The following is a 19,554-nucleotide window of genomic DNA, read 5'->3' on the forward strand; positions in this document are numbered from 1 at the left end:
ACCCAGCCGGTGCTGCCCGGCGCCGACAGGCCCGCCGCGGAGCCGAGGCCCGCCGCAATGCCCGCCACGTGGGTGCCGTGCTCGGCGAAGTCGGCGGGAGTGGGCGTGGCGCCGATCTGGTCGTTCCAGGCCGCGACCTTACCGGGGAATGGCCCCGGGATGTCCGCATGCTGGATGGTCACGCCGGTGTCCATGATCGCGATGGACGTGGTCGAATCGCCGTCGACGCCGTAACTAGTCCAGATGTACCGCGCGCCGGTCTGCTGCGTGCTCATGTAGAGGTGCGACTCGGAGCGCGCGTTCTCCTCAATGACTACCAGCCCGGTCACCGCCGCCTTAAGTTCCTCTAGGCGTGCCGACACCTTGCCCTGGTCGACCGGCAGCAGGACGTGGATCGCGTAGACCAGGTCCTTCCATGTGTCGGGTACGCTACCGCCCAAACTCTGGACCGCGCCGACATCCGCGGCCGTGGGCGCGTGGTCAAGGGACACTATAAGGTCGGCCAGGGTGGCGCCTTCGGCCTGCATGGTCGCCATGGACTCATCGGCAACCTTCTCCGCGAGAAAGTCGCTGATCTTGTCGCCGTCCGTGTCAACCACCGACGGGTCAACTATCCGGGGGTCCGATGCCGCCGACGCGCAGGTCATCAGTCCCATCGCCAGCACGGCCACCAGCAGCGCCGCACCGGCCTTCGCCATGCCATGTGGTATGGCTTTCATGATTACTGCTTGGCCTCCTTTTGTAACACTCCTTCGCCGACTACGCCGACGCGAGAAATGCGCGTAGACGACGCTCCGCAATCAGTGGGAAGAAAGCGTGGCAAAGGGAAATGCTTAGGCGATCACCTCCTCTCGCCGCATCCTATGCACGGGCGCGAACGGGATGTGTGCTCGCCCATCAGGCATACGGGCCCCGCGGCAAATGCAGCAACACCAGCGGCGACAGTATAGCCGGTCGCCGTACAGGATGTCAACCACAATGGGGGCCGTATTCGGAACTGTACCCGTGGATTCCTGCCCGTGGTGGAGACAAGTAACGGGCGGATTCGCGCCCTCGGATCCTATGGCCATGCGGCCGGACAGTGCTTGCCCGCCGAGGGCACACCGCCGCGCCCAACGTGGGATGGGCCTTCGGGAGGGGGGGCAGGCGTTCTCGCGGCGGCCTAGCCGGCCGGGCCGTCCCGCGACGCCGCCGGGTGCGCCCGGCGGCGGCTCCGCCGCATCGCGGGGGCTTCGACGTAGAGGTACGACATCACGGCAAGGGCGAGCGCGGCAGGCAGGCCGATCAGCAGGCCGGTTACGGGGGAGACGGCCGCCTTGAGCGCTTGGAACAGCGGCCAGTGGAAGAGGAAGAGACCGTAGCCGCAGATGCCCAGGGCGCGAACCGGTGGCCGTGATAGGGCGCGCCCCCAGACGCTTGCCGGCGCCGCCGTGACGCCAATGACAACCAGACCTGCCGCGAGTGACGGCAGGGCGGTGGCGATAGGGCCGTTGAGAATGCCGATGCGATAGTCCACGCCGTACCGCGTCAGTTCATAAGCGAGGACGCCGACTGCACCGAGCGGGGCGCACCAGCCGAGCCAGCGCGGCGGCTGCGAGGCGGCCAGTTGGCCCGCGATCATGCCGAGGAAAAAGGGAAAGGCCAGGTAGGGCCAGTTGGCAAGGAAACGGGAACCGGGCGCCGTGAACGCGTCGGGCGGAAAAGTCTGGAGAATGCCGAGGCCGACCGCGGCGAGGGCGAGGGCGAAGGGCCGACGGATGAACAGGACGCCCAACAGCGGCAGGATGGCATAGAACTGCATCTCGGCTGGCAGCGACCATGCCGGGCCAATGAGGGATCGGGAGTACGCAGCGAACCAGGAATGCGTAAACGTCAAATGGGAAGCGATGTCGCCGGGAAGGATCGGCCGGTGGAGCGTGACGGCGATAACGCCGCCAGCGGCCAGGGCGACGATGTATGCGGGGTAGATTCTCCAGACGCGCCGCCAATAGTAGCGGCCGATGCCGTCAACTCGGCAGGCCTTTGCCCAGGGGTAGTAGAGCAGGAAGCCGGACAGGGCGTAGAACACCATGACCGCCGGGCGGCCCCAGATGCCGAGCGCCGTGTGGCGATCGCCGATCAGCGGAGCGTGACCGATGGCGACCGCGAGAGCGGCAAGCCCGCGCAAGCCATCGAGCGCAGGAAATCGTATGCCAGACGAGGGCGGCACCAGGTTGTCGAGAATGCGTCGCAAGTCTCTCTCAGCCGCACTGCGCCGCACTCGCGGCGACGCGTCCTTCCGGACGGTGCCTTGCCTGGGCGAAATCTACCAACATTCAATTCTCGTATCGTTCGGCTCCAACAAGACCAACGGGAATTGTACCACAAAGCCGGCGGAAGCGATCGCTCCGCGCCACCGGGGGCGCCGTGCAAGGTGTCGGCGCTCCGGTTGCCTGCGCCTCGCGTCGACACGTCAGGAGCGGCGGTTTTGGTGTCTGAAATGGCGCGTCGCTCCAATGTCGTGCAGAGGATTAGCCAGGCATGCATCTTACGACCCCTGGGTGCGTCACTATTCCGGTTTAAGCTGTGCTTACGCTGGTTGAGTTGTAGCTCGTCAGCCTTTGACTCCGCGTGCTGTTCGTGCTACGAATCTGAGCACTCAACGGGCTAATCGAGGTGTGGCTGGCCGAGGCTATCACGCGCAGCGAAGAGAGGCGGATGCACGATCAAGCAGGGCTTAATTCCTGGCTCGATTGTGGGGTAGCCTCCGTTTGACTGCGCGGTTGGAAAGGTATCAGAAGAGTGGGGAGCCCGCCGGCGGCGCGCCCGAGGCGCCGACCAGCCGGTTCCGCTGCCGCAGCGCGGAGGGCCTCCCGGACTCCGCGCCCGGATGCTGTGAATGACGAATCGAGGGGAGAGAATCGGCATCACCTGAACCACACACCTGCCGCTCCTTGATGTAGAGATAGGATTGCGGTCGAGCTGCGATTGCATGATGGCGCAAAGGGGGGCCAGATGGCTGGCGTACGTCGCAGCGCGCTGTGGTCTGCGATGGGGCTGTTGTGCCTCACCGTAGGCGCCCTGGCATGGAACATGTTGTCCATGCGCGAGCAACTGCTCCGGGTACAGGACGAGGCAGACTTCTTTCGCCGGGCTTGGATACTCAAGGTCGGAAAGGCGCGGAAGTCCGCGGAGCAATTCGCGGTCTGGCAGGACCTCTACGACACGTGGACTCCCCCGGTGTTCGCCTGGACCGAACCGGCTAGGCGGAGACAGGACATAGATGTTCTGGTCATCGGTGGGAACCCGGGCGGAATTGCCGCCGCGATAGCGGCTGCCCGGCTGGGGGCACGCGTGACGCTCACGGATGAACACCCGTGGGTCGGCGGCGTATGGACGGTTGAGGGAGTCAGCGTGCCCGATGAGGTCGGACGTCACGTACCCCCGGACACCAAGGGCATTGTCGGCGAGTTTCAGCGCCGTGTGTGGCGCTGCTACAGGGACGACCTGGTGTCCAACCGGCTCAGCTCCTGGCCCTTTCTGCCCTGGGACGGCGCGCGGATCCTGGCGGATATGCTGAGCGAGGCAAAAGTCGACGTGCGGGTCGGGACGCGCTTCCTCGAGCCCATCATGCGCGACCGGGAAATCATCGGGGCCAGATTCCAATCCGGCAAGCGCGCTCTGGAACTTCGTGCCCCCCGCGTCGTTGACGCCACCTGGAACGGCGATGTGGCTGTCTCGTGCGGCTGTCGTTGCAGCAGCGGACGCGAATGCCGCGCCGAAACCGGCGAAGTGTGGGCGCCCCGGGAACCCGATAATCGTGAGAACTGCATCACCTACGTCCTGATCGTCAGGGATACCGGCAGGCGCGTCGCTCCGCCCCAGCGCCCGCCCGGCTACGACCCCGACCGCTACGGCCCGGGCGTCCAGTGGTACACTCCCGACGACTCGGCCCATCCGTCGCTCTACCAGTACGGCTTGCTCCCCAGGAAACACGTGATGATCAACTGGCCGGATTACGGCAACGATCTCGAGGTTCGCGGCTATTGCTGCGCTCCCCCCGCCGAGCGACAGCGCATTGAGCGAGAGGCGAAGAACCTGGCGCTCGGCTTCTGGTACTACCTCAAGACCGACCGCAATTACGCTCGCGACACCCGCAACTGGGCCCTCGCCCGTGATTTTGGCACTCCCGATCGCCTGCCGTTCTCGCCCTATCATCGCACCGGCCGGCGCATTCGCTGCGAGTACATCCTCAACGCCCACGACATCGTCCCGCGCTGTGAGTACCCTCAGGCGAGCGAGCCGCCGCCCACGGTCTTCGACGACATCGTGGCGCTCGGCGACTACCCCATCGACACCCACGGCGACTGGCCGAACCGGCCTAAGGTCGCGCAGCGCTTCTTCTCGATACCCTATCGTTCGCTCGTGCCGCGCAGCGTGGACGGGCTGGTTATCGGTGATATGGCGATCGGCAGCACGTTCCTCGCCCAGAGCGCGATACGATTGCAGCCGACGCGCATGCGCATCGGCCAAGCCGCCGGTGTCGCTGCTGCCGCAAGCCTCAAGCTCGGCGTCGAACCGCGCGAGCTCGATCCCGGCGTCGTGCGCACGCTCCTGCTCCGGCAGAACGCGTCCATTTATCCCCCTGCGGCCTTCGCGACCAAGCGGTGACGCACACCGAATCGCTGGCGCACGTCAGCCGTCGGCCCCGGCCCGGCGGTAGGCGCCGGTCCGGCGGCCGTTCGACCGTTGAGATCACAGGAAACCGCGCCGCAACCGTCGAACTCACACAAAGCCATGTTCGAGCGACGGCTGCTCAGGAACCTGGATTGGCCTCTTCTGGGTGCGGCTTTGGCGCTCGCCCTCTACGGGCTTGCGATGATCTACAGCGCCAGCTTCACCAATCGCGCCGCCACTGGCGGCGATCCCTTGTTCTTCGTCAAGCGCCAGAGCTTGTGGCTCGGAGGCGGACTGATTGCGGCGGCGGTATTCGCCTATGTGGAGTATCAGTGGTTCGCGCGCCTGCACCGCTTGATCTACGTCAGCATCTTGGTCGGGCTCGGCGCGGTGGTGCTGTGGGGCAACAGCGCTGGCGGCGCCGCGCGCTGGATCAGCATCGGCGCCTTTCGCCTCCAGCCGTCGGAGTTCGCGAAAATCGCCCTCATCATCACCCTCGCCGCGTTCCTGCAGCGGTACGCGGGGAAGGTGACGCGCGTTCGCACCGAGTCTATGGCGTTGTTGCACGTGGCGCTGCCTGCACTGCTCATCGCGTTTCAACCCGACCTCGGCACTGCCCTCGTGCTCGTCGCGCTGTGGTTCGTCATGCTGTTCCTCGCCGGCGCGCGCAAGCTGCATCTGGCGCTGGTCGGGGTCGCGATGCTTGTGCTGTTTGCCGGGGCCTGGCAGTTTGACCTGCTGAGACCGTACCAGAAGGCGCGCCTCGCTATCTTCCTCGATCCCGGCGTGGATCCGCTCGGCAGCGGATACCACATCATCCAGTCCAAGATCGCTGTCGGCTCCGGGCAGGTCTGGGGCAAGGGATACCTCGACGGCACCCAGAGCCAGCTCCACTTCATCCCCGCGCAGCACACCGACTTCATTTTCACCGTCGTCGGCGAGGAACTCGGGTTCGTCGGCGCCATCGGCCTGCTCGCCCTGTATCTCGTGCTGTTGTGGCGCGCGCTGTGGATCATGGATCGCGCCGACGATACCTTCGGGATGCTGCTTGCCGGCGGCGTCGCCGTCATGTTCGCCACCCAGATACTGGTCAATGTTGGCATGACGATGAATGTCATGCCGATCACCGGCCTCCCTCTGCCGTTCATGAGTTACGGCGGCAGCAGCCTGGTGGCCAGCATGATGGCGGTAGGTCTGCTGCTCAACGTCGGCATGCGCCGACAGCGGATACGATTCTGACGGCGCGGCGTCGGTGCCGCTGGTCGCGGGCACGGTCGCGCGCACGACTGCGGAGGTGGTGCTATGACCGATCACACGGACGAGAATGAAGGCCAGCTCGACCCGGGCTTCCGAATCGTTGACAAGCGCCAGGCGGGCAAGGACGAGGAGTCATCGGCGGAGCCCGCCGGCGAGGCTGAGAAGGCTCGCGAGACGAAGGCGGCCGAGCCGGAGAAGGAGGCCGCCGAAACACCTCGGGCCGAGCAGCCGCCGCAGGACGCCGCTGCGCCGACCGCCGAGGAGGCCGCGGCGGAAGAAGCCCCCCCGTTCGAGCCGATTGACGCGCACGGCCTCGTCCAGTTCTGCGTCTCGCTGCTCAGGGATTTCGCGTGGCAGCGGATGGGCCTAGTGCCGGACCAGGTGACGAAGAAGATCGAGCGCGACCTGGCTCAGGCGCGGATCGCCATCGACTGCGTCGAGGCGCTGCTGAAGCAGGTGGAGGCGACGGTCCCGGAAGCCGAGGGCCACCAACTGCATGCCGTCCTCAACGATCTGCAGATGAACTTCGTCCGCCAGTCCTCGCGCACGGAGTAGGCGCGCGGGGCGGTCAGGAATGGCCCGCGCCGCGCCAGTGCGGGTTTCCTTGACACGCGCACACGCGGCACCTATAATCCTAACAGTGCAACGGCGGGCGCGGCGCGCGGGCGATGCAGTCGCGGGGGTCTCCTGCGGAGAGCAAGTGTCGAGGTCCCCCGTGACCACCGTGTGGCAGTGGCTCGCGCCGGGGCGGCGCGCCCCATCGTTTACGCACGAAGGCGTTGGTAGATGACACTCGCCGACACTCGGCTGCGCCGAGACATCCAAAAAGAACTGGTCAAGCGCGACATTGAGAACGAGCTGATCCAGGTGCAGGTCTACAACTACGTCGTGTACCTCGAAGGGGAGTTGCGCGCAATACGCGGCACCAACATTGATTTGCGCCGCGAGCGCGAGATCATAGAGGAAATCGTGCGCAAGTTGAAGGCTGTGCGCGACGTCGTGAACAACCTCAAGATCCCGTTGTGACGCTGCACCGTGAGAAGGAAACGTCGGGTTTGAACACCGACAGCGGCTTCGTTATCGTGATATCGGGTCCCTCCGGCGTGGGCAAAGGCGCCATTGCCGATGCCGCCATGAAACGGTTCCCGCGTCTGCAGCGGTCGGTATCGGCGACGACCCGCGCGCCGCGCGCCGGTGAAGTCGAGGGCAAGCACTACTTCTTCCGCTCCGGGGATGAGTTCCGGCGCATGGCGGAGGGCGGCGAGTTGGTTGAATGGACGACCTACCTCGACGACTCCTACGGCACGCCGCGCGCCGAGGTGGACCGGATTCTGGCCGCCGGCAACTGGGCGCTGTTCGAGATTGATGTCGTCGGCGGACGCAGCATCCGGGCCGCATACTCCGATGCGGTGCTCGTGTTCGTTGCGCCGCCGAGCTGGGACGCGCTGGCGAAGCGCCTCGCTGGGCGCCAGAGCGAGACTGAGGGCGGCCTGGCCCGGCGCCTGGAGGTCGCGCGTCGCGAGATCGAGTGCGCCGGGGAATACGACTACGTCATCATCAACGATCGCCTGGACGACGCGGTGGACCTGCTGTGCGCCATTGTCAGGGCGGAGCAGGCACGTCCTTCTCGCGTCGATCTCAACCGTCTGCGCGAGCAGGCGCGGGCGAAGCCGTGAGCCGACGACAGGCTGAGCGACAAATGGACAACGCTTTGCGCGGCAAATGCATAGTGGTCGGCGTCACCGGCAGCATCGCCGCCTGCAAGGCCGCCGATATCGTCAGCCGCCTGCGTCAGGCGGGTGCCGAGGTGCATGTGGTGATGACCGCGGCCGCGACCCATTTCGCGGCTCCGCTCACGTTCTCCACCCTCAGCGGCAACCAGGTGGTCGTGGATATGTTCGCCGCGCCCCAGCACTGGGAGGTTTACCACGTGTCCCTGGCGGATCGCGCCGACGCCGTGCTCATCGCCCCGGCCACGGCGAACATCATCGGCAAGCTCGCGGCCGGAATCGCCGATGACATACTGACGTGCATCGCGCTCGCGACCCGCGCGCCGCTGATCGTGGCGCCCGCGATGAACGTCCACATGCTCGAGCATAGGCAGGTGCAGGCGAACATCGCCCACCTGCGCGGCCTCGGCTACCGCGTGCTCGAGTGCGACGAGGGGCGCCTCGCGTGCGGCTACGAGGGCAAAGGGCGCCTGCCCGATCCGGCGGCGATCGTCGCAGAAGTCGAACGCGTGCTGAGCGCGGCCCGCGACCTGGAAGGCCTGTCGGTCCTGATTACCTCCGGCCCGACGCGCGAGCCGATAGACGCCGTGCGGTTCATCTCCAACCCCTCGACCGGGAAGATGGGCTACGCCCTGGCGGAAGCCGCGGCGCGCCGCGGCGCTGAGGTGACCGTGGTCACCGGCCCGACGACGTTGCCTGATCCCTCCGGAATACAGGTCGTGCACGTGCAGACGACCAAGGAGATGCTGGCCGCCGTCGAGGAGCGCGTCGAGGGCGCGGACGTGGTCATCGGCGCTGCCGCGCCGTCGGACTACGCGCCGCAGAACCCGGTCAAGGACAAGATCAGGAAATCCGCGCCGCAGATCACACTGGATCTGGAGCGCACGCCCGACGTCCTCGCCCAGGTCTCTCAAACCACGCAGGACTGCATTCTGGTCGGCTTCACCGCGGAGACCGCGAGCCTCATCACGCGCGCCAAGCAAAAGCTGAAGCAGAAGCGCCTCGACCTCATCGTCGCCAACGACGTCACGGCTGAAGGCGCCGGCTTCGCCGTGGACACCAACATCGCAACACTCGTCTTCCCCGACGGGCAGGTGGAGCAGCTTCCGCTGATGAGCAAGCTCGAACTGGCCCACCGGGTGATGGACGTTGTGGCACAACTCGCCGCTGCGCGCCGGGGCGGCTGAGCGCCGCGCCGCTCGGGTTGTGCGACTACTCGAATCATCAATAGGAGGGTGCATGTCCAGCAGGTACGTGTTTACTTCGGAGAGCGTTACTGAAGGTCACCCGGATAAGATGGCCGACCAAATCTCGGACGCGGTGCTCGACGCGATCCTGGCACAGGATTCGCTCGGGCGCGTTGCGTGCGAAACCCTGGTCACCACCGGCCTCGTCATGGTCGCGGGAGAGATAACCACGGACTGCTACGTCGAGATTCCGCAGATCGTCCGTCAAACCGTCGAAAACATCGGCTACACGCGAGCGAAGTACGGATTCGATTTCGAGACCGCGGGCGTGGTCTCATCTATCCAGCCGCAGTCGCCCGACATCGCCAAGGGCGTCAACATCGGAGGCGCCGGCGACCAGGGCATGATGTTCGGCTACGCGTGCAACGAGACTCCCGAACTGATGCCGATGCCGATCATGGTTGCGCACAAGCTCGCGCGCCGCCTCGCCGCCATCCGCAAGGAGCAGGTCGTGGATTACCTGCGCCCGGACGGCAAGACCCAGGTCACCGTCGAGTACGTGGACGGCAAGCCCCATCGTCTGGACAAGATCGTCGTGTCGGCGCATCACCGCGCGGACGTGACGTTGGACACCATCAGGCGCGACGTCGTCGAGCACGTCATCCGCCCCGTCGTGCCCGCGGACTACCTCGACGATAATACGAGCATCCTCGTCAACCCGACGGGCCGGTTCGAGAAAGGCGGCCCGCAGGCTGACACCGGCCTCACCGGGCGCAAGATCATCGTTGACACCTACGGCGGCATGGCGCGCCACGGCGGCGGCTGCTTCTCCGGCAAGGACGCGACGAAGGTGGACCGCTCGGCGGCATACATGATGCGCTACATCGCCAAGAACCTCGTCGCGGCGGGCCTGGCTGACAAGATTGAGGTGCAGGTGGCCTATTCCATCGGTGAGCCCTCGCCGCTCGCGCTTGCGGTGGATACGTTTGGCACCGGCAACGTGGACGACGAGATCATCATCCGCCTCATCCGGGAGCATTTCGACCTCACGCCCGCGGGCATGATAGAGAAGCTCGACCTGCGCAAGCCTCTGTACACGCAAGTCGCGGCCTACGGGCACTTCGGCCGCACCGACCTCGACGTGGCGTGGGAGCGCACCGACATGGCCGAGGCACTCCGCGCTGCGGCCGCGTAAGCACGGTCGGCGGCGCGCTCCCGCGCCGCGCGGTTCAGCGCCCTGCGCATGGCGCGCCCGACGGCTGCGCCCGAGGTCTGCCCGTTTCCGGCGGAGGCGCGCGAGTCCGGCGGGCGCACAAGCGTCACGGACGATCCCGCGCATCGAACAGAAGAACGCGACACCCGGGCAGCGCCGAACTGCGCCGGATATGACCGATGCACGCTACCATGTACTGCGCCGACGTGCTTCCCAATCCGGGAAGGCCCTTCGACCAGGTCTTCACGTACCGTGTCCCCGATGAGCTGGCATCTCGCGTTGCCGTGGGCTGTCAGGTAGTCGTGCCTCTGGGCGCGCGCGCCGTGCCCGGCTTCGTCATCCGCGTGCACACCGAGCCGCCGCCGCTCGATCTCAAGCCGATCCAGGAAATCCTGCGACAGGCGCCGGCCCTGCCGGCCCCGCTCATCGAACTCGCGCGTTGGATGAGTGAATACTACATGTGCCCGATGGGGGAGGCGCTTCAACCCGTGCTGCCCCCGGGGAGCCCGCGGCTGTCGCGCCGGGCCCGGCTGGCCGTTCCCCCGGATTCCGAGGAAACGCGGCGCCTGTGTCGCGAATCAGCGGAATGCGCGACGGCGGTGAGCATTCTCGGCAAGGGCGGGTGGGTGGCGCTGCGCCGGTTGGAGAAGGAGGCCGGTGCTGGGGCCGTGCGCCTGCTGCGGGCCGCGGGCGTGCTCGAAACTGAAGGGCGGGTAGTGGCGGGGCGCTCGGCCGTGGCGACCATGGCTCAGTTGGTGCAGCCGGCGGGCGAGGTCCGGCATGCGGCGGACACGCTGCGGCGGCGCGCGCCGAAGCAAGCGGCGGTGCTGGAGGCGCTGCTCTCCGAGGGCGGTGGCGTCGAAATCGGGCGGCTGGCAAAACGGGCACAGACGACGACTGACGTCGTGCGTGCAGTCGCCGCCAAGGGCCTCGTGCGTCTGTCCCGGACCTCACCCCGCCGCGTGCCGTGGGGGGATGCGAAACCGGTCGCGGAGCCGCCTCCCGTGCTCACCCCGGAGCAAGCCGACGCAGTCGCGGCGCTGGGCGAGGCCATCGAGTCCCGTCACTCCGAAACGTTCCTCCTCTACGGCATCACCGCGAGCGGCAAGACAGAGGTCTTCCTGCAGGCCGCGGAGCGCGTACTTGCGTTGGGGCGGCAGGCAATCATCCTCATGCCGGAGATCTCGCTTACCGCGCAGGCCGTCGGTATCTTCCGCGGTCGGTTCGGCGACCGCGTCGCGGTGCTTCACAGCGCCCTCGGCCCGGGCGAGCGCTCCGACGAGTGGCGCCGCATCTACCACGCCGAGGCGCAGGTCGTTATCGGCGCCCGCTCGGCGCTTTTCGCGCCGTGCCCGGACCCGGGGCTGATCGTCCTCGATGAGGAGCACGACCCGTCGTACAAGCAAGACTCGCCGCCCCGCTACCACGCTCGCGAGACGGCGATAGAGCGCGGCCGGCTGGAGCATGCCGCGGTGCTTCTCGCCGGCGCCACGCCGAGCATCGAATCCTTTCACCGCGCTCAGCGAGGCGAATATACTCTCCTGCACCTGTCCGGGAGGATCGGTGATCGCCCGCCGCCGGCCATCGAAACCGTTGACTTGCGCGGGGCCCGCCGCCGCTACTCGACGACGCGGAGCGTCGCCGCCACGCACCAGTCCGTCTTCACTCCCCGGCTCGTGTACCTCATGAAACAGGCGCTCGATGCGGGTGAGCAAATCATCCTCTTCCTTAATCGCCGCGGCTACGCAACAGCGGTACTGTGCCCGGAATGCGGCGAGGTGCTGCGCTGCCAGCACTGCAACGTCGCGCTCGTCTACCATCGCGCCGGACGGACCGTCGAATGCCACCACTGTGGGTTGAGCGATGCGGCGCCGACTCAGTGCGGTCAGTGCGGCGGCGGCAACGTGCAGCTCTCAGGCTACGGCACCGAGCGGGTGGCGGAGGAACTGGACCGGCTGCTCCCCCAGGCGCGCCCCACGCGCATGGACCGCGACACCACCGGCCGCAAGGGCGCTCACGTGCGGATCGTCGAGGATTTCCGCCGCGCGGACGCCGACGTTCTCGTCGGCACGCAGATGGTCACCAAGGGATTCCACTTCCCCGGCGTCACCCTGGTCGGTGTGCTGTGCGCCGACGTCGCTCTCAACCTCCCGGATTTCCGCGCCGGCGAGCGAACCTTCCAGCTCCTCGCCCAGGTCAGCGGCCGCTGTGGCCGCGGAGACCGGCCCGGCCGGGTCGTCATCCAGACCTACGCCCCGGAGCACTATGCCGTCGCCGCCTCACAGGCGCAGGATTACGAGGCGTTCTTCGCCCAGGAACTCGAAGCGCGCCGCGAGCAAGGCTACCCGCCGTTCGGCCATCTATGCAATGTCGTGGCCGGCGCCCCTGAGGAAGCGCAGGCGCGCGCTTGCGTCGAGGCCCTGGCGTCGGCCTGCCGCGAGGCGGGCGTCGAAGGCGTCGCCGTGATGGGACCCGCGTCCGCCCCTCTCGCGAAATTGCGCGGCCGCAGTCGCTGGCACATGCTGCTCAAGGCGCCGCAGCCCGAGCACATCCGACGCGCCCTGCAGTCCGGCATGGAGCAGGCACCTCCCGCACGAGGGATTACCCTCGTCGTGGATATGGATCCCGTCTCGCTGATGTGACGGCGGGAGCGTCGGCGAGCTCGTCCGCCTACCGCCTGTTGATGTGTGCCTCTGTCACCTGTGTCATAGACTCCGCACGCCGGCTCTGGTACACTATACTATACGCAGCATCGGCCATGGGAGAAGTGGCCGATATTGTCTCGGAGTGGAACTGGCGAACATGATGCGCGGGTCTGTGGGCGTTGTGGGAGCACGCGAGCCCGGCAGATCACGACCGAGTGCCTATCGAGGTCCGTGTATTCGGGAAGGACGCAAGAGACGGCGGGGCGCCTCCCAAACGAACCTCGTCCAGAAGAGTCTACGTGTATTACCCGCGCTGCGGTAATACACGAGACTCTATAAGTGTTGAGGAATCGTGTGACGTGAACCCTGCGGATGAGATACTATGCTACGGGCATCCCGTGCTCCGCGGCAAAGCAGAGCCGGTGCAAAAGGTCGACGCTGAGGTCGAGGCGGCGATCGAGCGCATGACCACATGCCTCGAGCGGGCCGGTGGGTTGGGGTTGGCAGCCCCCCAGATCGGCTCGCGCCTGCGTGTCATCGTCTACGATGTCGGCGACGGCCCGGCGGCAGTCATCAACCCGCGCCTCCAGGACAGCGAGGGCGCCGAAGAGAGCCTCGAGGGGTGCCTGAGTCTGCCCCGCCTGTTCGGTGATGTGTCGCGCGCTGCTCGCGTTGTCGTCAGGGGCCGCGATGTACGAGGTCGCCCGATCAGGATTGAGGCGGAGGATATGCTGGCGCGGGTCATCCAGCACGAGATAGACCACCTCGAGGGCGTTCTCTTTGTCGATCGCGTGAACCCGGAAACGCTGCACTGGCTGATCGGCAAGGGCGGACAGGATGAGGAGGCCCAACGGGTGCCCACCACCCTCGCGGACGCTCTGAAGGTATTCGAGGCGCGCGTGGCCTCGCGGCACCGGGCGGACGGCTGATCCGGGCCGCGCTGCCGCGAGAGGGCAAATCGCAATGCGGATCGTCTTCTTCGGTACCACCGACTTCTCCGCCGTCATTCTGCGCGCCGTGCGAGAGTCCACTCACGACATCATCGCCGTCGTCACGCAGCCGGATCGTCCCGCAGGCCGGGGCAGACGGCTACGCGCGTCGGCTGTCAAGACCCTCGCGGGCGAACTCGGCCTCACCGTCCACGCGCCCGACGACCCGAATTCCGTCGAGTTCGTACGCCTCGTCGAGGAGTCGGACGCTGATCTCTTCGCGGTGGCCGCTTACGGACACATCTTCGGCCCCAGCTTGCTCGCTGCCCCACAGGGCGGTTGCGTCAACGTCCACGCGTCGCTGCTGCCGCGCTACCGCGGGGCCGCACCCATTCATCACGCGCTGATCAACGGTGACGCCGAGGCCGGCATCACCACCATCTGGATGGACGAACGCATGGATGCTGGTGACATGATACTCCAGCGCGCCCTGCCCGTCGCGCCCGAGGACAACGTGGAGTCGCTGGAGCGCAAGCTTGCCGACCTCGGAGCCGCCGTGCTCGTCGAAACCCTGGGGCTGATCGCCCAGGGCGTCGCTCCGCGCATCGGGCAAGACGATGCACAGGCGACCTATGCCCCAGCCCTCACCCGGGCTCGGGCGCAGGTGGATTGGCGCCTGAGCGCGACCGAGATCTGTAACCTGGTACGCGGCACGAATCCGACTCCTGGTGCCTACACGTTCGACCGCGGGAAAAGGCTCAAGATCCTGCGCGCGCGCGTGGCGGAAAAAGCCCCCCCCGAGGCAGGAACTCCCGGTCAGATAGTTGAAACTCGCACCGACGGGCTGCTCGTCAGGGCCGGCAGCGGAACGGTGCTGCTCATGCAGGTGCAGCCCGAAGGCGCGCGCCCGATGTCGGGCGCGGAATACATGCGCGGCTACAAGCCCGAGGCCGGCGCAGTTCTCGGAGGCAGCCCGCGCCAGTGACCCACGGACGCAGGCGGCGACCTTAGCGATGAGCGCGGAAGAGCTGGATCAGCACTACCAGCAGGGCACGGCGCACCGGAACGTCGGCGAGTACGACGAGGCGATGGCCGAGTTCAGGTACGTGTTGGAGCGCCAGCCGGATCATCTCGATGCCCGCCTCGGCCTCGGCTTGGTGTACGGTTTCGTCGGCATGTTCGACGAGTCTCTCGCCGAACTCAGACGCGCCGTCGAGACGGCGCCCGAGTCCGTGGACGCGCTCCTCTACCTGGCCAAGACCTGCTGTATGCTCGGGATCTACGACGAGGCGCGCGAGCACTTCACGAGGATTCTCGAGTTGCAGCCGGATCACCCCGAGGCCAAGAAACAGCTGTCACTTATCGCGTCACTGGACAGTCCGTAGATCCGGCGCCCGGCCGAAGACGCAGCGACTTCTCCGGCAGAGGCGTTCCTGCCTCTGCCGGCGGCTCGTTTTCTGGCGCGTTCGGCCGGCTGATAGCAGTCATGATCGTCGGCGGCGGTCTGAGCTCGGAGGTCTGCATTCGCCTCCCGCGTCCGTCGGGCTGCCGGCCTGTCCCGTAGAGGAATCGATTCGCAAATGTCGGAGATCCGCATAGAGTTCCTGCCCGACAAACGCAAGGTCCGCGTCGCTGACGGGACCTCGATCGCGGAGGCGGCGCGACAAGCCGGCATCGCGATTGAGAGCCCCTGCGGCGGCGAAGGGCGCTGCGGCAAGTGCCGCGTCAAGGTGCGGGGCGCGGTTCCGGCGGCGACCGCGGAGGAGATCCAGGCGCTCGGCGACGATCTGCTCGGTGTCGGCTTTCGCCTCGCATGCCGCTGCCGGCCGCAAGGCGATGTTGCCGTCTACATCCCGCCGCAGTCGAGATTGCTCGAACAGAGCATCCTCATCGAGGGCGTCGAGCGCGAGTTGGTCCTCGACCCGGCTGTCGCCAAGCGCGCAGCGGAACCGCCGACCCCCTCGCTCGACGATCAGCGTGGCGACCTGGAGCGCCTGTTGCACGCCGCGGGCCGGCCGCAGGTGCGCTGCGCCCTGCCTCTGCTGCGCGAAATCGGCGCCGCCCTGCGGGCCGCCGACTGGCGCGTCACGGCGGTGGTCGCGGGCGACGACCTGATCGCGGTCGAACCCGGGGACACGACGGGCTCGATCTATGGCATCGCCTTTGATGTCGGCACGACGACGGTAGTGGGTTATCTCATAGACCTCGCGACCGGCCGTCAGGTCGCGGTCGGCTCAGATACGAACGCCCAGGTCGCGCACGGAGAGGACGTCGTCACCCGCATCCAGTTCGCCTCCGATCACACCATGGGGCTGGAGCTTCTGCGCCGGGACGTCCTTGCCGTCATGAACGACGTCATCACCGAATGCTGCGAGGCGGCCGGGATAGACGCCGGCCAGATCTACGACGTCACGGTCGTCGGCAACACGTGCATGCACCACCTGCTGCTCGGCCTGCCCCCGGACAACCTCGCGGTGCTGCCCTACGTCGCGACCGTCACCGCCGCCCAACACTTCACCGCCGCCGAACTCGGCCTCGCCGTCAATCCTGCCGGCCGGTGCTATGTCCTGCCCAACATCGCCGGCTTCGTCGGCGCCGACACGGTCGGCGTCATCCTCGCCGCTGAACTCGATCGCTCCGAGGAGCTGCGGGTCGCCATAGATATCGGCACCAACGGCGAGGTCGTGGTGGCGGGCGGCGGCAGGATTGTCGCCTGCTCCACCGCCGCCGGCCCCGCCTTCGAGGGCGCCACGATCTCGCGCGGGATGCGCGCCACGTCGGGAGCGGTTGACTCCGTCGCGGTTCAGCAGGACGTTGCGTTCACCACGATCAACGGCGCCAGCGTGCGCGGCATGTGCGGCTCCGGTCTGATTGACGCCGTCGCCGAGCTGCGCCGTGCCGGCGTCGTGGACGAGACGGGACGCATGCTGCCGCCGTCACGCGCCGCCGAATTGCCCGGCGAAATCGGGCGTCGGCTGCGCGGAGAAGAAGACCGGCCTGAATTCGTACTCGCCTGGGAGCACGAGACTCAGGACGGCGAGCCGCTGACGATCACCGCGCGGGATGTGCGGCAGCTCCAGCTTGCGAAGGGCGCGCTGTACGCAGGAGTTGACATCCTGCTCGAGGAAATGGGGGCGGACGCGTCGCAGGTCGAGGAAATCCTGCTCGCCGGCGCGTTCGGGAACTACGTCAAACGGGAAAGCGCGGTCGCGGTCGGCTTGATACCGGCGCTGCCGCTGGAGCGCATCCGGTCCATCGGCAACGCCGCGGGGGTCGGCGCCAAGCTGGCGCTCGCCTCGAACTCGATGCGCGCCCGGGCGCAGGAATTGGCGGCGCGGGTGGAGTATGTTGAGCTGTCGCGGAAGCCGCATTTCCAGCTCCGGTTCGCCGACGCGATGATCCTCGCTGCCTGCGTTCCGGGGAAAGCAGAAGCCGCTGGAAGGTGAAGACGCGGGCAGTGGAGAAAAGCAACTCGCCTGTCCATAGAGGAGGTAGCCAATGGAGCTGAAAGACTTGGCCGAGGCCATTATCAGCGGGAACCGAGACCGAGCGAAGGAATTGACCGAGCAGGCGCTCGCGGCGGATATCGGGCCGGATAAGCTCATCAACGAGGGGCTCATCGCCGGCATGTCCGTGGTCGGCGAGAAGTTCAAGAACAACGAGTTCTACGTGCCCGAGGTGCTCATCGCGGCGCGCGCCATGCACGCCAGCCTCGACCTGCTGCGCCCGCTGATCGCGGAGCGCGGGATCGAGCCCGTCGGCAGGGTGGCCATCGGCACGGTCAAGGGCGACCTCCACGACATCGGCAAGAACCTGGTCGCCATGATGCTCGAGGGCGCCGGCTACGAGGTCAACGACCTCGGCGTGGACGTCAAGCCCGAGCAGTTCATCGAGGCGGTAAAAGACAAGAAGGTGCAGGTCATCGCCCTCTCCGCGCTGCTCACGACCACCATGCCCGCGATGGCTGAGACCATCAAGGCGCTGGCGGATGCGGGCGTGCGCGACAAGGTGAAAGTCATGATCGGCGGCGCCCCGGTCACCCAGACCTACGCCGACGAAATCACCGCCGACGGCTATGCCCCGGACGCCGCCAGCGCGGTGGACATGGCCAAGGAACTCCTCGCCACCGCGTGACACGCGGCAGGTTTCCGCGCGGTCGGCGGCGGGTAGGCATAACCGTAGTCCGCATGCGCGGACGAGTCACGGAGCGGCAGCTCGGGCAGTTGACGAGCTGCCACTCGGCATAAGGGGCACGTGGCCGTCTGGCGACCACGCTGCGACCGTCGGAGGTGAGGATCCGAACATGCCCTTCCTGTACTTCGATTGGACATTCTGGCTGGTCGTGCCGGCATTCGTCTTCGCTCTCTGGGCGCAGCACAAGGTGCGCTCCTCCTTCGACCGCTACTCGCGGGTGCGGTCGGCGTCGGGGTACACCGGTGCGCAGATCGCGCGCGAGTTGCTGCGGCGCGCCGAGGTCGCAGCCGCGACGGAGCAGGCGGGCGCCGCGCGAGGCGCCGAGGCCCTGGGGGCGGTCAACGTCGAGATGACCCCGGGCCAGCTAACCGATCACTACGACCCCTCGCAGAACGTCCTGCGGCTGTCTGAACCGGTCTACGGCAGCGACTCGATCGCCGCCATCGGCGTCGCCGCGCACGAGACCGGTCACGCGATACAGCAGGCGACGGGCTACGGCGGCGTCGCGATGCGCTCGGCGCTCGTGCCCATGGCGCAGTTCGGCTCGAAGCTGGCGCTGCCGCTGTTCTTCGTCGGGTTGATATTCGGCGGCGGCCAGGGCGGCGGGCTCAGCTTTCTCATGGACATAGGCATCCTGCTTTACGTGGCCGCGGTCGCATTCACGCTGGTCACTCTGCCTGTGGAGTATGATGCGAGCCGACGGGCTGTGACCTTGCTGCGCGATGGCGGCTATGTCTCCGCCGAGGAGCTGCCGTACGTGAAGCGGGTGCTCGGAGCAGCCGCGCTGACATACGTTGCCGCGGTGGCGGTAGCAGTGCTGACGCTGGTCAGGCTGCTGATTCTGCGCGGCGAGAGAGACTGACCGCTCATGCCTCGGCTCGCTTTCGCAGGCCCGTGTGACGCAATGCCGGCGTCGGCGGTGCCATTCCAACCATGGCTCATCGGCGAGGTGGCGTGGGGAGCCTGGCGCACCGCATCATGCGCGGCGGACCGGGCGCCGGCAGCCGATGACGGTACCATCAGCTCTACGCATCTCCGCCGTGTCAATCCTGCACGCCCCGCGCACCCGCGGAAAGAGCGATGAGTCCTGAAAAGGGCGAGCAGCAGTCAACGACGAACCATCTAGACGGGCTGGCACCGGAACAGCGCGAACGGGCTTCGGCCTCGAAGACGCGCGGACGGACGATCCGGCTCGCGATCGTGGTCGTCCTGATCCTCGCGACGGCCGTGCTGCTGCGGTTGTACGTGTACGAGTCCGACATCGTCGAGGGCAGCTCGATGAGCCCGGGCCTGCGCTCTGGCGACTTCGTTTTGATCTGCAAACTCGGATGTGACCGCTACCGGCCGGAGCGGTTCGACGTCATCACTTTTCGCGCGCCGGACGCGAAAGACGTGCTCATCAAGCGCGTAATCGGCCTACCGGGGGAGTGGGTTTGGGTGTGGGGCGACCAGGTTCTCGTTGACGGCAGCCGACTCGTGGAGCCGTACCGCGCTACGTCGCGCGGCGCGTACGATGCCCCGGTGTACGTGCCGGAGGGCAGCATTTACGTGCTCGGCGACAACCGGGATTCGAGCGAGGACAGCCGCACGTGGGGCCCGATTCCGGTATCCTCGGTGCGCGGCTCGGCGGTGTTCGTGTACTTCCCGTTCGGCCGCGCGCGACTCGTGCGGTAGCCAGCACAAAGCGATTGAGCCGGATGCACGACGCGCGCGAACCGGCTGAGTGACACCGCATTCATAGGA

Annotated in this window: 17 protein-coding genes; 15 read left to right on the forward strand and 2 right to left on the reverse strand. The window is 67.0% G+C overall.

Annotation, left to right across the window (positions count from 1 at the left end; genetic code table 11):
* On the reverse strand, positions 1-698 hold a 698-nt coding region (locus JSV65_03860; protein UCH35496.1), incomplete at its 3' end, for a hypothetical protein.
* Positions 699-1,162: 464 nt separating this feature from the next.
* Positions 1,163-2,233: an acyltransferase gene (locus JSV65_03865; protein ID UCH35497.1), complete on the reverse strand. Its 1,071-nt coding sequence runs from the start codon at positions 2,231-2,233 to the stop codon at positions 1,163-1,165.
* A gap of 761 nt (positions 2,234-2,994) precedes the next feature.
* Between JSV65_03865 and JSV65_03870 the strand changes: the two genes are divergently transcribed.
* The 15 genes from JSV65_03870 to lepB all read left to right on the forward strand — a co-directional run bounded on the left by JSV65_03870 (position 2,995) and on the right by lepB (position 19,485).
* Entirely contained in the window at positions 2,995-4,650 is a 1,656-nt protein-coding gene (locus JSV65_03870) for an FAD-dependent oxidoreductase (GenBank protein UCH35498.1), read from the forward strand.
* Positions 4,651-4,776: 126 nt separating this feature from the next.
* Positions 4,777-5,895 (forward strand): rod shape-determining protein RodA, encoded by a 1,119-nt coding sequence (gene rodA, locus JSV65_03875; GenBank protein UCH35499.1) that lies wholly within the window; start codon positions 4,777-4,779, stop codon positions 5,893-5,895.
* A 63-nt stretch (positions 5,896-5,958) separates the two neighbouring features.
* Positions 5,959-6,468, forward strand: a complete 510-nt coding sequence (locus JSV65_03880; protein UCH35500.1) for a DUF1844 domain-containing protein — start codon at positions 5,959-5,961, stop codon at positions 6,466-6,468.
* 231 nt (positions 6,469-6,699) lie between these two features.
* The gene (locus JSV65_03885) at positions 6,700-6,939 is read left to right on the forward strand and encodes a BON domain-containing protein (protein UCH35501.1); all 240 of its coding nucleotides are present in this window, start codon (positions 6,700-6,702) and stop codon (positions 6,937-6,939) included.
* 29 nt (positions 6,940-6,968) lie between these two features.
* Positions 6,969-7,589 (forward strand): guanylate kinase, encoded by a 621-nt coding sequence (gene gmk, locus JSV65_03890; GenBank protein ID UCH35502.1) that lies wholly within the window; start codon positions 6,969-6,971, stop codon positions 7,587-7,589.
* A 23-nt stretch (positions 7,590-7,612) separates the two neighbouring features.
* Complete coding sequence (gene coaBC / locus JSV65_03895; GenBank protein UCH35503.1) at positions 7,613-8,830, forward strand: bifunctional phosphopantothenoylcysteine decarboxylase/phosphopantothenate--cysteine ligase CoaBC; 1,218 nt, start codon at positions 7,613-7,615, stop codon at positions 8,828-8,830.
* A 52-nt stretch (positions 8,831-8,882) separates the two neighbouring features.
* Positions 8,883-10,025 (forward strand): methionine adenosyltransferase, encoded by a 1,143-nt coding sequence (locus JSV65_03900; GenBank protein ID UCH35504.1) that lies wholly within the window; start codon positions 8,883-8,885, stop codon positions 10,023-10,025.
* A gap of 197 nt (positions 10,026-10,222) precedes the next feature.
* Positions 10,223-12,685: a primosomal protein N' gene (priA, locus tag JSV65_03905; protein ID UCH35505.1), complete on the forward strand. Its 2,463-nt coding sequence runs from the start codon at positions 10,223-10,225 to the stop codon at positions 12,683-12,685.
* A gap of 338 nt (positions 12,686-13,023) precedes the next feature.
* The gene (def, locus tag JSV65_03910; GenBank protein ID UCH36693.1) at positions 13,024-13,617 is read left to right on the forward strand and encodes a peptide deformylase; all 594 of its coding nucleotides are present in this window, start codon (positions 13,024-13,026) and stop codon (positions 13,615-13,617) included.
* A 34-nt stretch (positions 13,618-13,651) separates the two neighbouring features.
* Positions 13,652-14,602, forward strand: a complete 951-nt coding sequence (locus JSV65_03915; GenBank protein ID UCH35506.1) for a methionyl-tRNA formyltransferase — start codon at positions 13,652-13,654, stop codon at positions 14,600-14,602.
* A 28-nt stretch (positions 14,603-14,630) separates the two neighbouring features.
* The gene (locus JSV65_03920; protein UCH35507.1) at positions 14,631-15,002 is read left to right on the forward strand and encodes a tetratricopeptide repeat protein; all 372 of its coding nucleotides are present in this window, start codon (positions 14,631-14,633) and stop codon (positions 15,000-15,002) included.
* Between the two features lie 195 nt (positions 15,003-15,197).
* A complete protein-coding gene (locus tag JSV65_03925; GenBank protein UCH35508.1) occupies positions 15,198-17,063 on the forward strand; it encodes a DUF4445 domain-containing protein in 1,866 nt (621 codons plus the stop codon).
* A 52-nt stretch (positions 17,064-17,115) separates the two neighbouring features.
* A complete protein-coding gene (locus tag JSV65_03930; protein ID UCH35509.1) occupies positions 17,116-17,751 on the forward strand; it encodes a corrinoid protein in 636 nt (211 codons plus the stop codon).
* A 169-nt stretch (positions 17,752-17,920) separates the two neighbouring features.
* Positions 17,921-18,673 (forward strand): zinc metallopeptidase, encoded by a 753-nt coding sequence (locus tag JSV65_03935; GenBank protein UCH35510.1) that lies wholly within the window; start codon positions 17,921-17,923, stop codon positions 18,671-18,673.
* A gap of 218 nt (positions 18,674-18,891) precedes the next feature.
* Entirely contained in the window at positions 18,892-19,485 is a 594-nt protein-coding gene (lepB, locus tag JSV65_03940) for a signal peptidase I (protein ID UCH35511.1), read from the forward strand.
* The last annotated feature ends 69 nt before the right edge of the window (positions 19,486-19,554 follow it).

Source organism: Armatimonadota bacterium, from assembly GCA_020354555.1.
In the GTDB taxonomy this organism is placed as follows: Bacteria; Armatimonadota; Hebobacteria.

Excerpts from the sequence above, each read along its gene's own strand:
- JSV65_03870 (UCH35498.1), top strand. The coding sequence starts at position 2,995 with ATGGCTGGCGTACGTCGCAGCGCGCTGTGGTCTGCGATGGGGCTGTTG.
- rodA (UCH35499.1), top strand. The coding sequence starts at position 4,777 with ATGTTCGAGCGACGGCTGCTCAGGAACCTGGATTGGCCTCTTCTGGGT.
- JSV65_03880 (UCH35500.1), top strand. The coding sequence starts at position 5,959 with ATGACCGATCACACGGACGAGAATGAAGGCCAGCTCGACCCGGGCTTC.
- JSV65_03885 (UCH35501.1), top strand. The coding sequence starts at position 6,700 with ATGACACTCGCCGACACTCGGCTGCGCCGAGACATCCAAAAAGAACTG.
- coaBC (UCH35503.1), top strand. The coding sequence starts at position 7,613 with ATGGACAACGCTTTGCGCGGCAAATGCATAGTGGTCGGCGTCACCGGC.
- JSV65_03900 (UCH35504.1), top strand. The coding sequence starts at position 8,883 with ATGTCCAGCAGGTACGTGTTTACTTCGGAGAGCGTTACTGAAGGTCAC.
- priA (UCH35505.1), top strand. The coding sequence starts at position 10,223 with ATGCACGCTACCATGTACTGCGCCGACGTGCTTCCCAATCCGGGAAGG.
- JSV65_03915 (UCH35506.1), top strand. The coding sequence starts at position 13,652 with ATGCGGATCGTCTTCTTCGGTACCACCGACTTCTCCGCCGTCATTCTG.
- JSV65_03920 (UCH35507.1), top strand. The coding sequence starts at position 14,631 with ATGAGCGCGGAAGAGCTGGATCAGCACTACCAGCAGGGCACGGCGCAC.
- JSV65_03925 (UCH35508.1), top strand. The coding sequence starts at position 15,198 with ATGTCGGAGATCCGCATAGAGTTCCTGCCCGACAAACGCAAGGTCCGC.
- JSV65_03930 (UCH35509.1), top strand. The coding sequence starts at position 17,116 with ATGGAGCTGAAAGACTTGGCCGAGGCCATTATCAGCGGGAACCGAGAC.
- JSV65_03935 (UCH35510.1), top strand. The coding sequence starts at position 17,921 with ATGCCCTTCCTGTACTTCGATTGGACATTCTGGCTGGTCGTGCCGGCA.
- lepB (UCH35511.1), top strand. The coding sequence starts at position 18,892 with ATGAGTCCTGAAAAGGGCGAGCAGCAGTCAACGACGAACCATCTAGAC.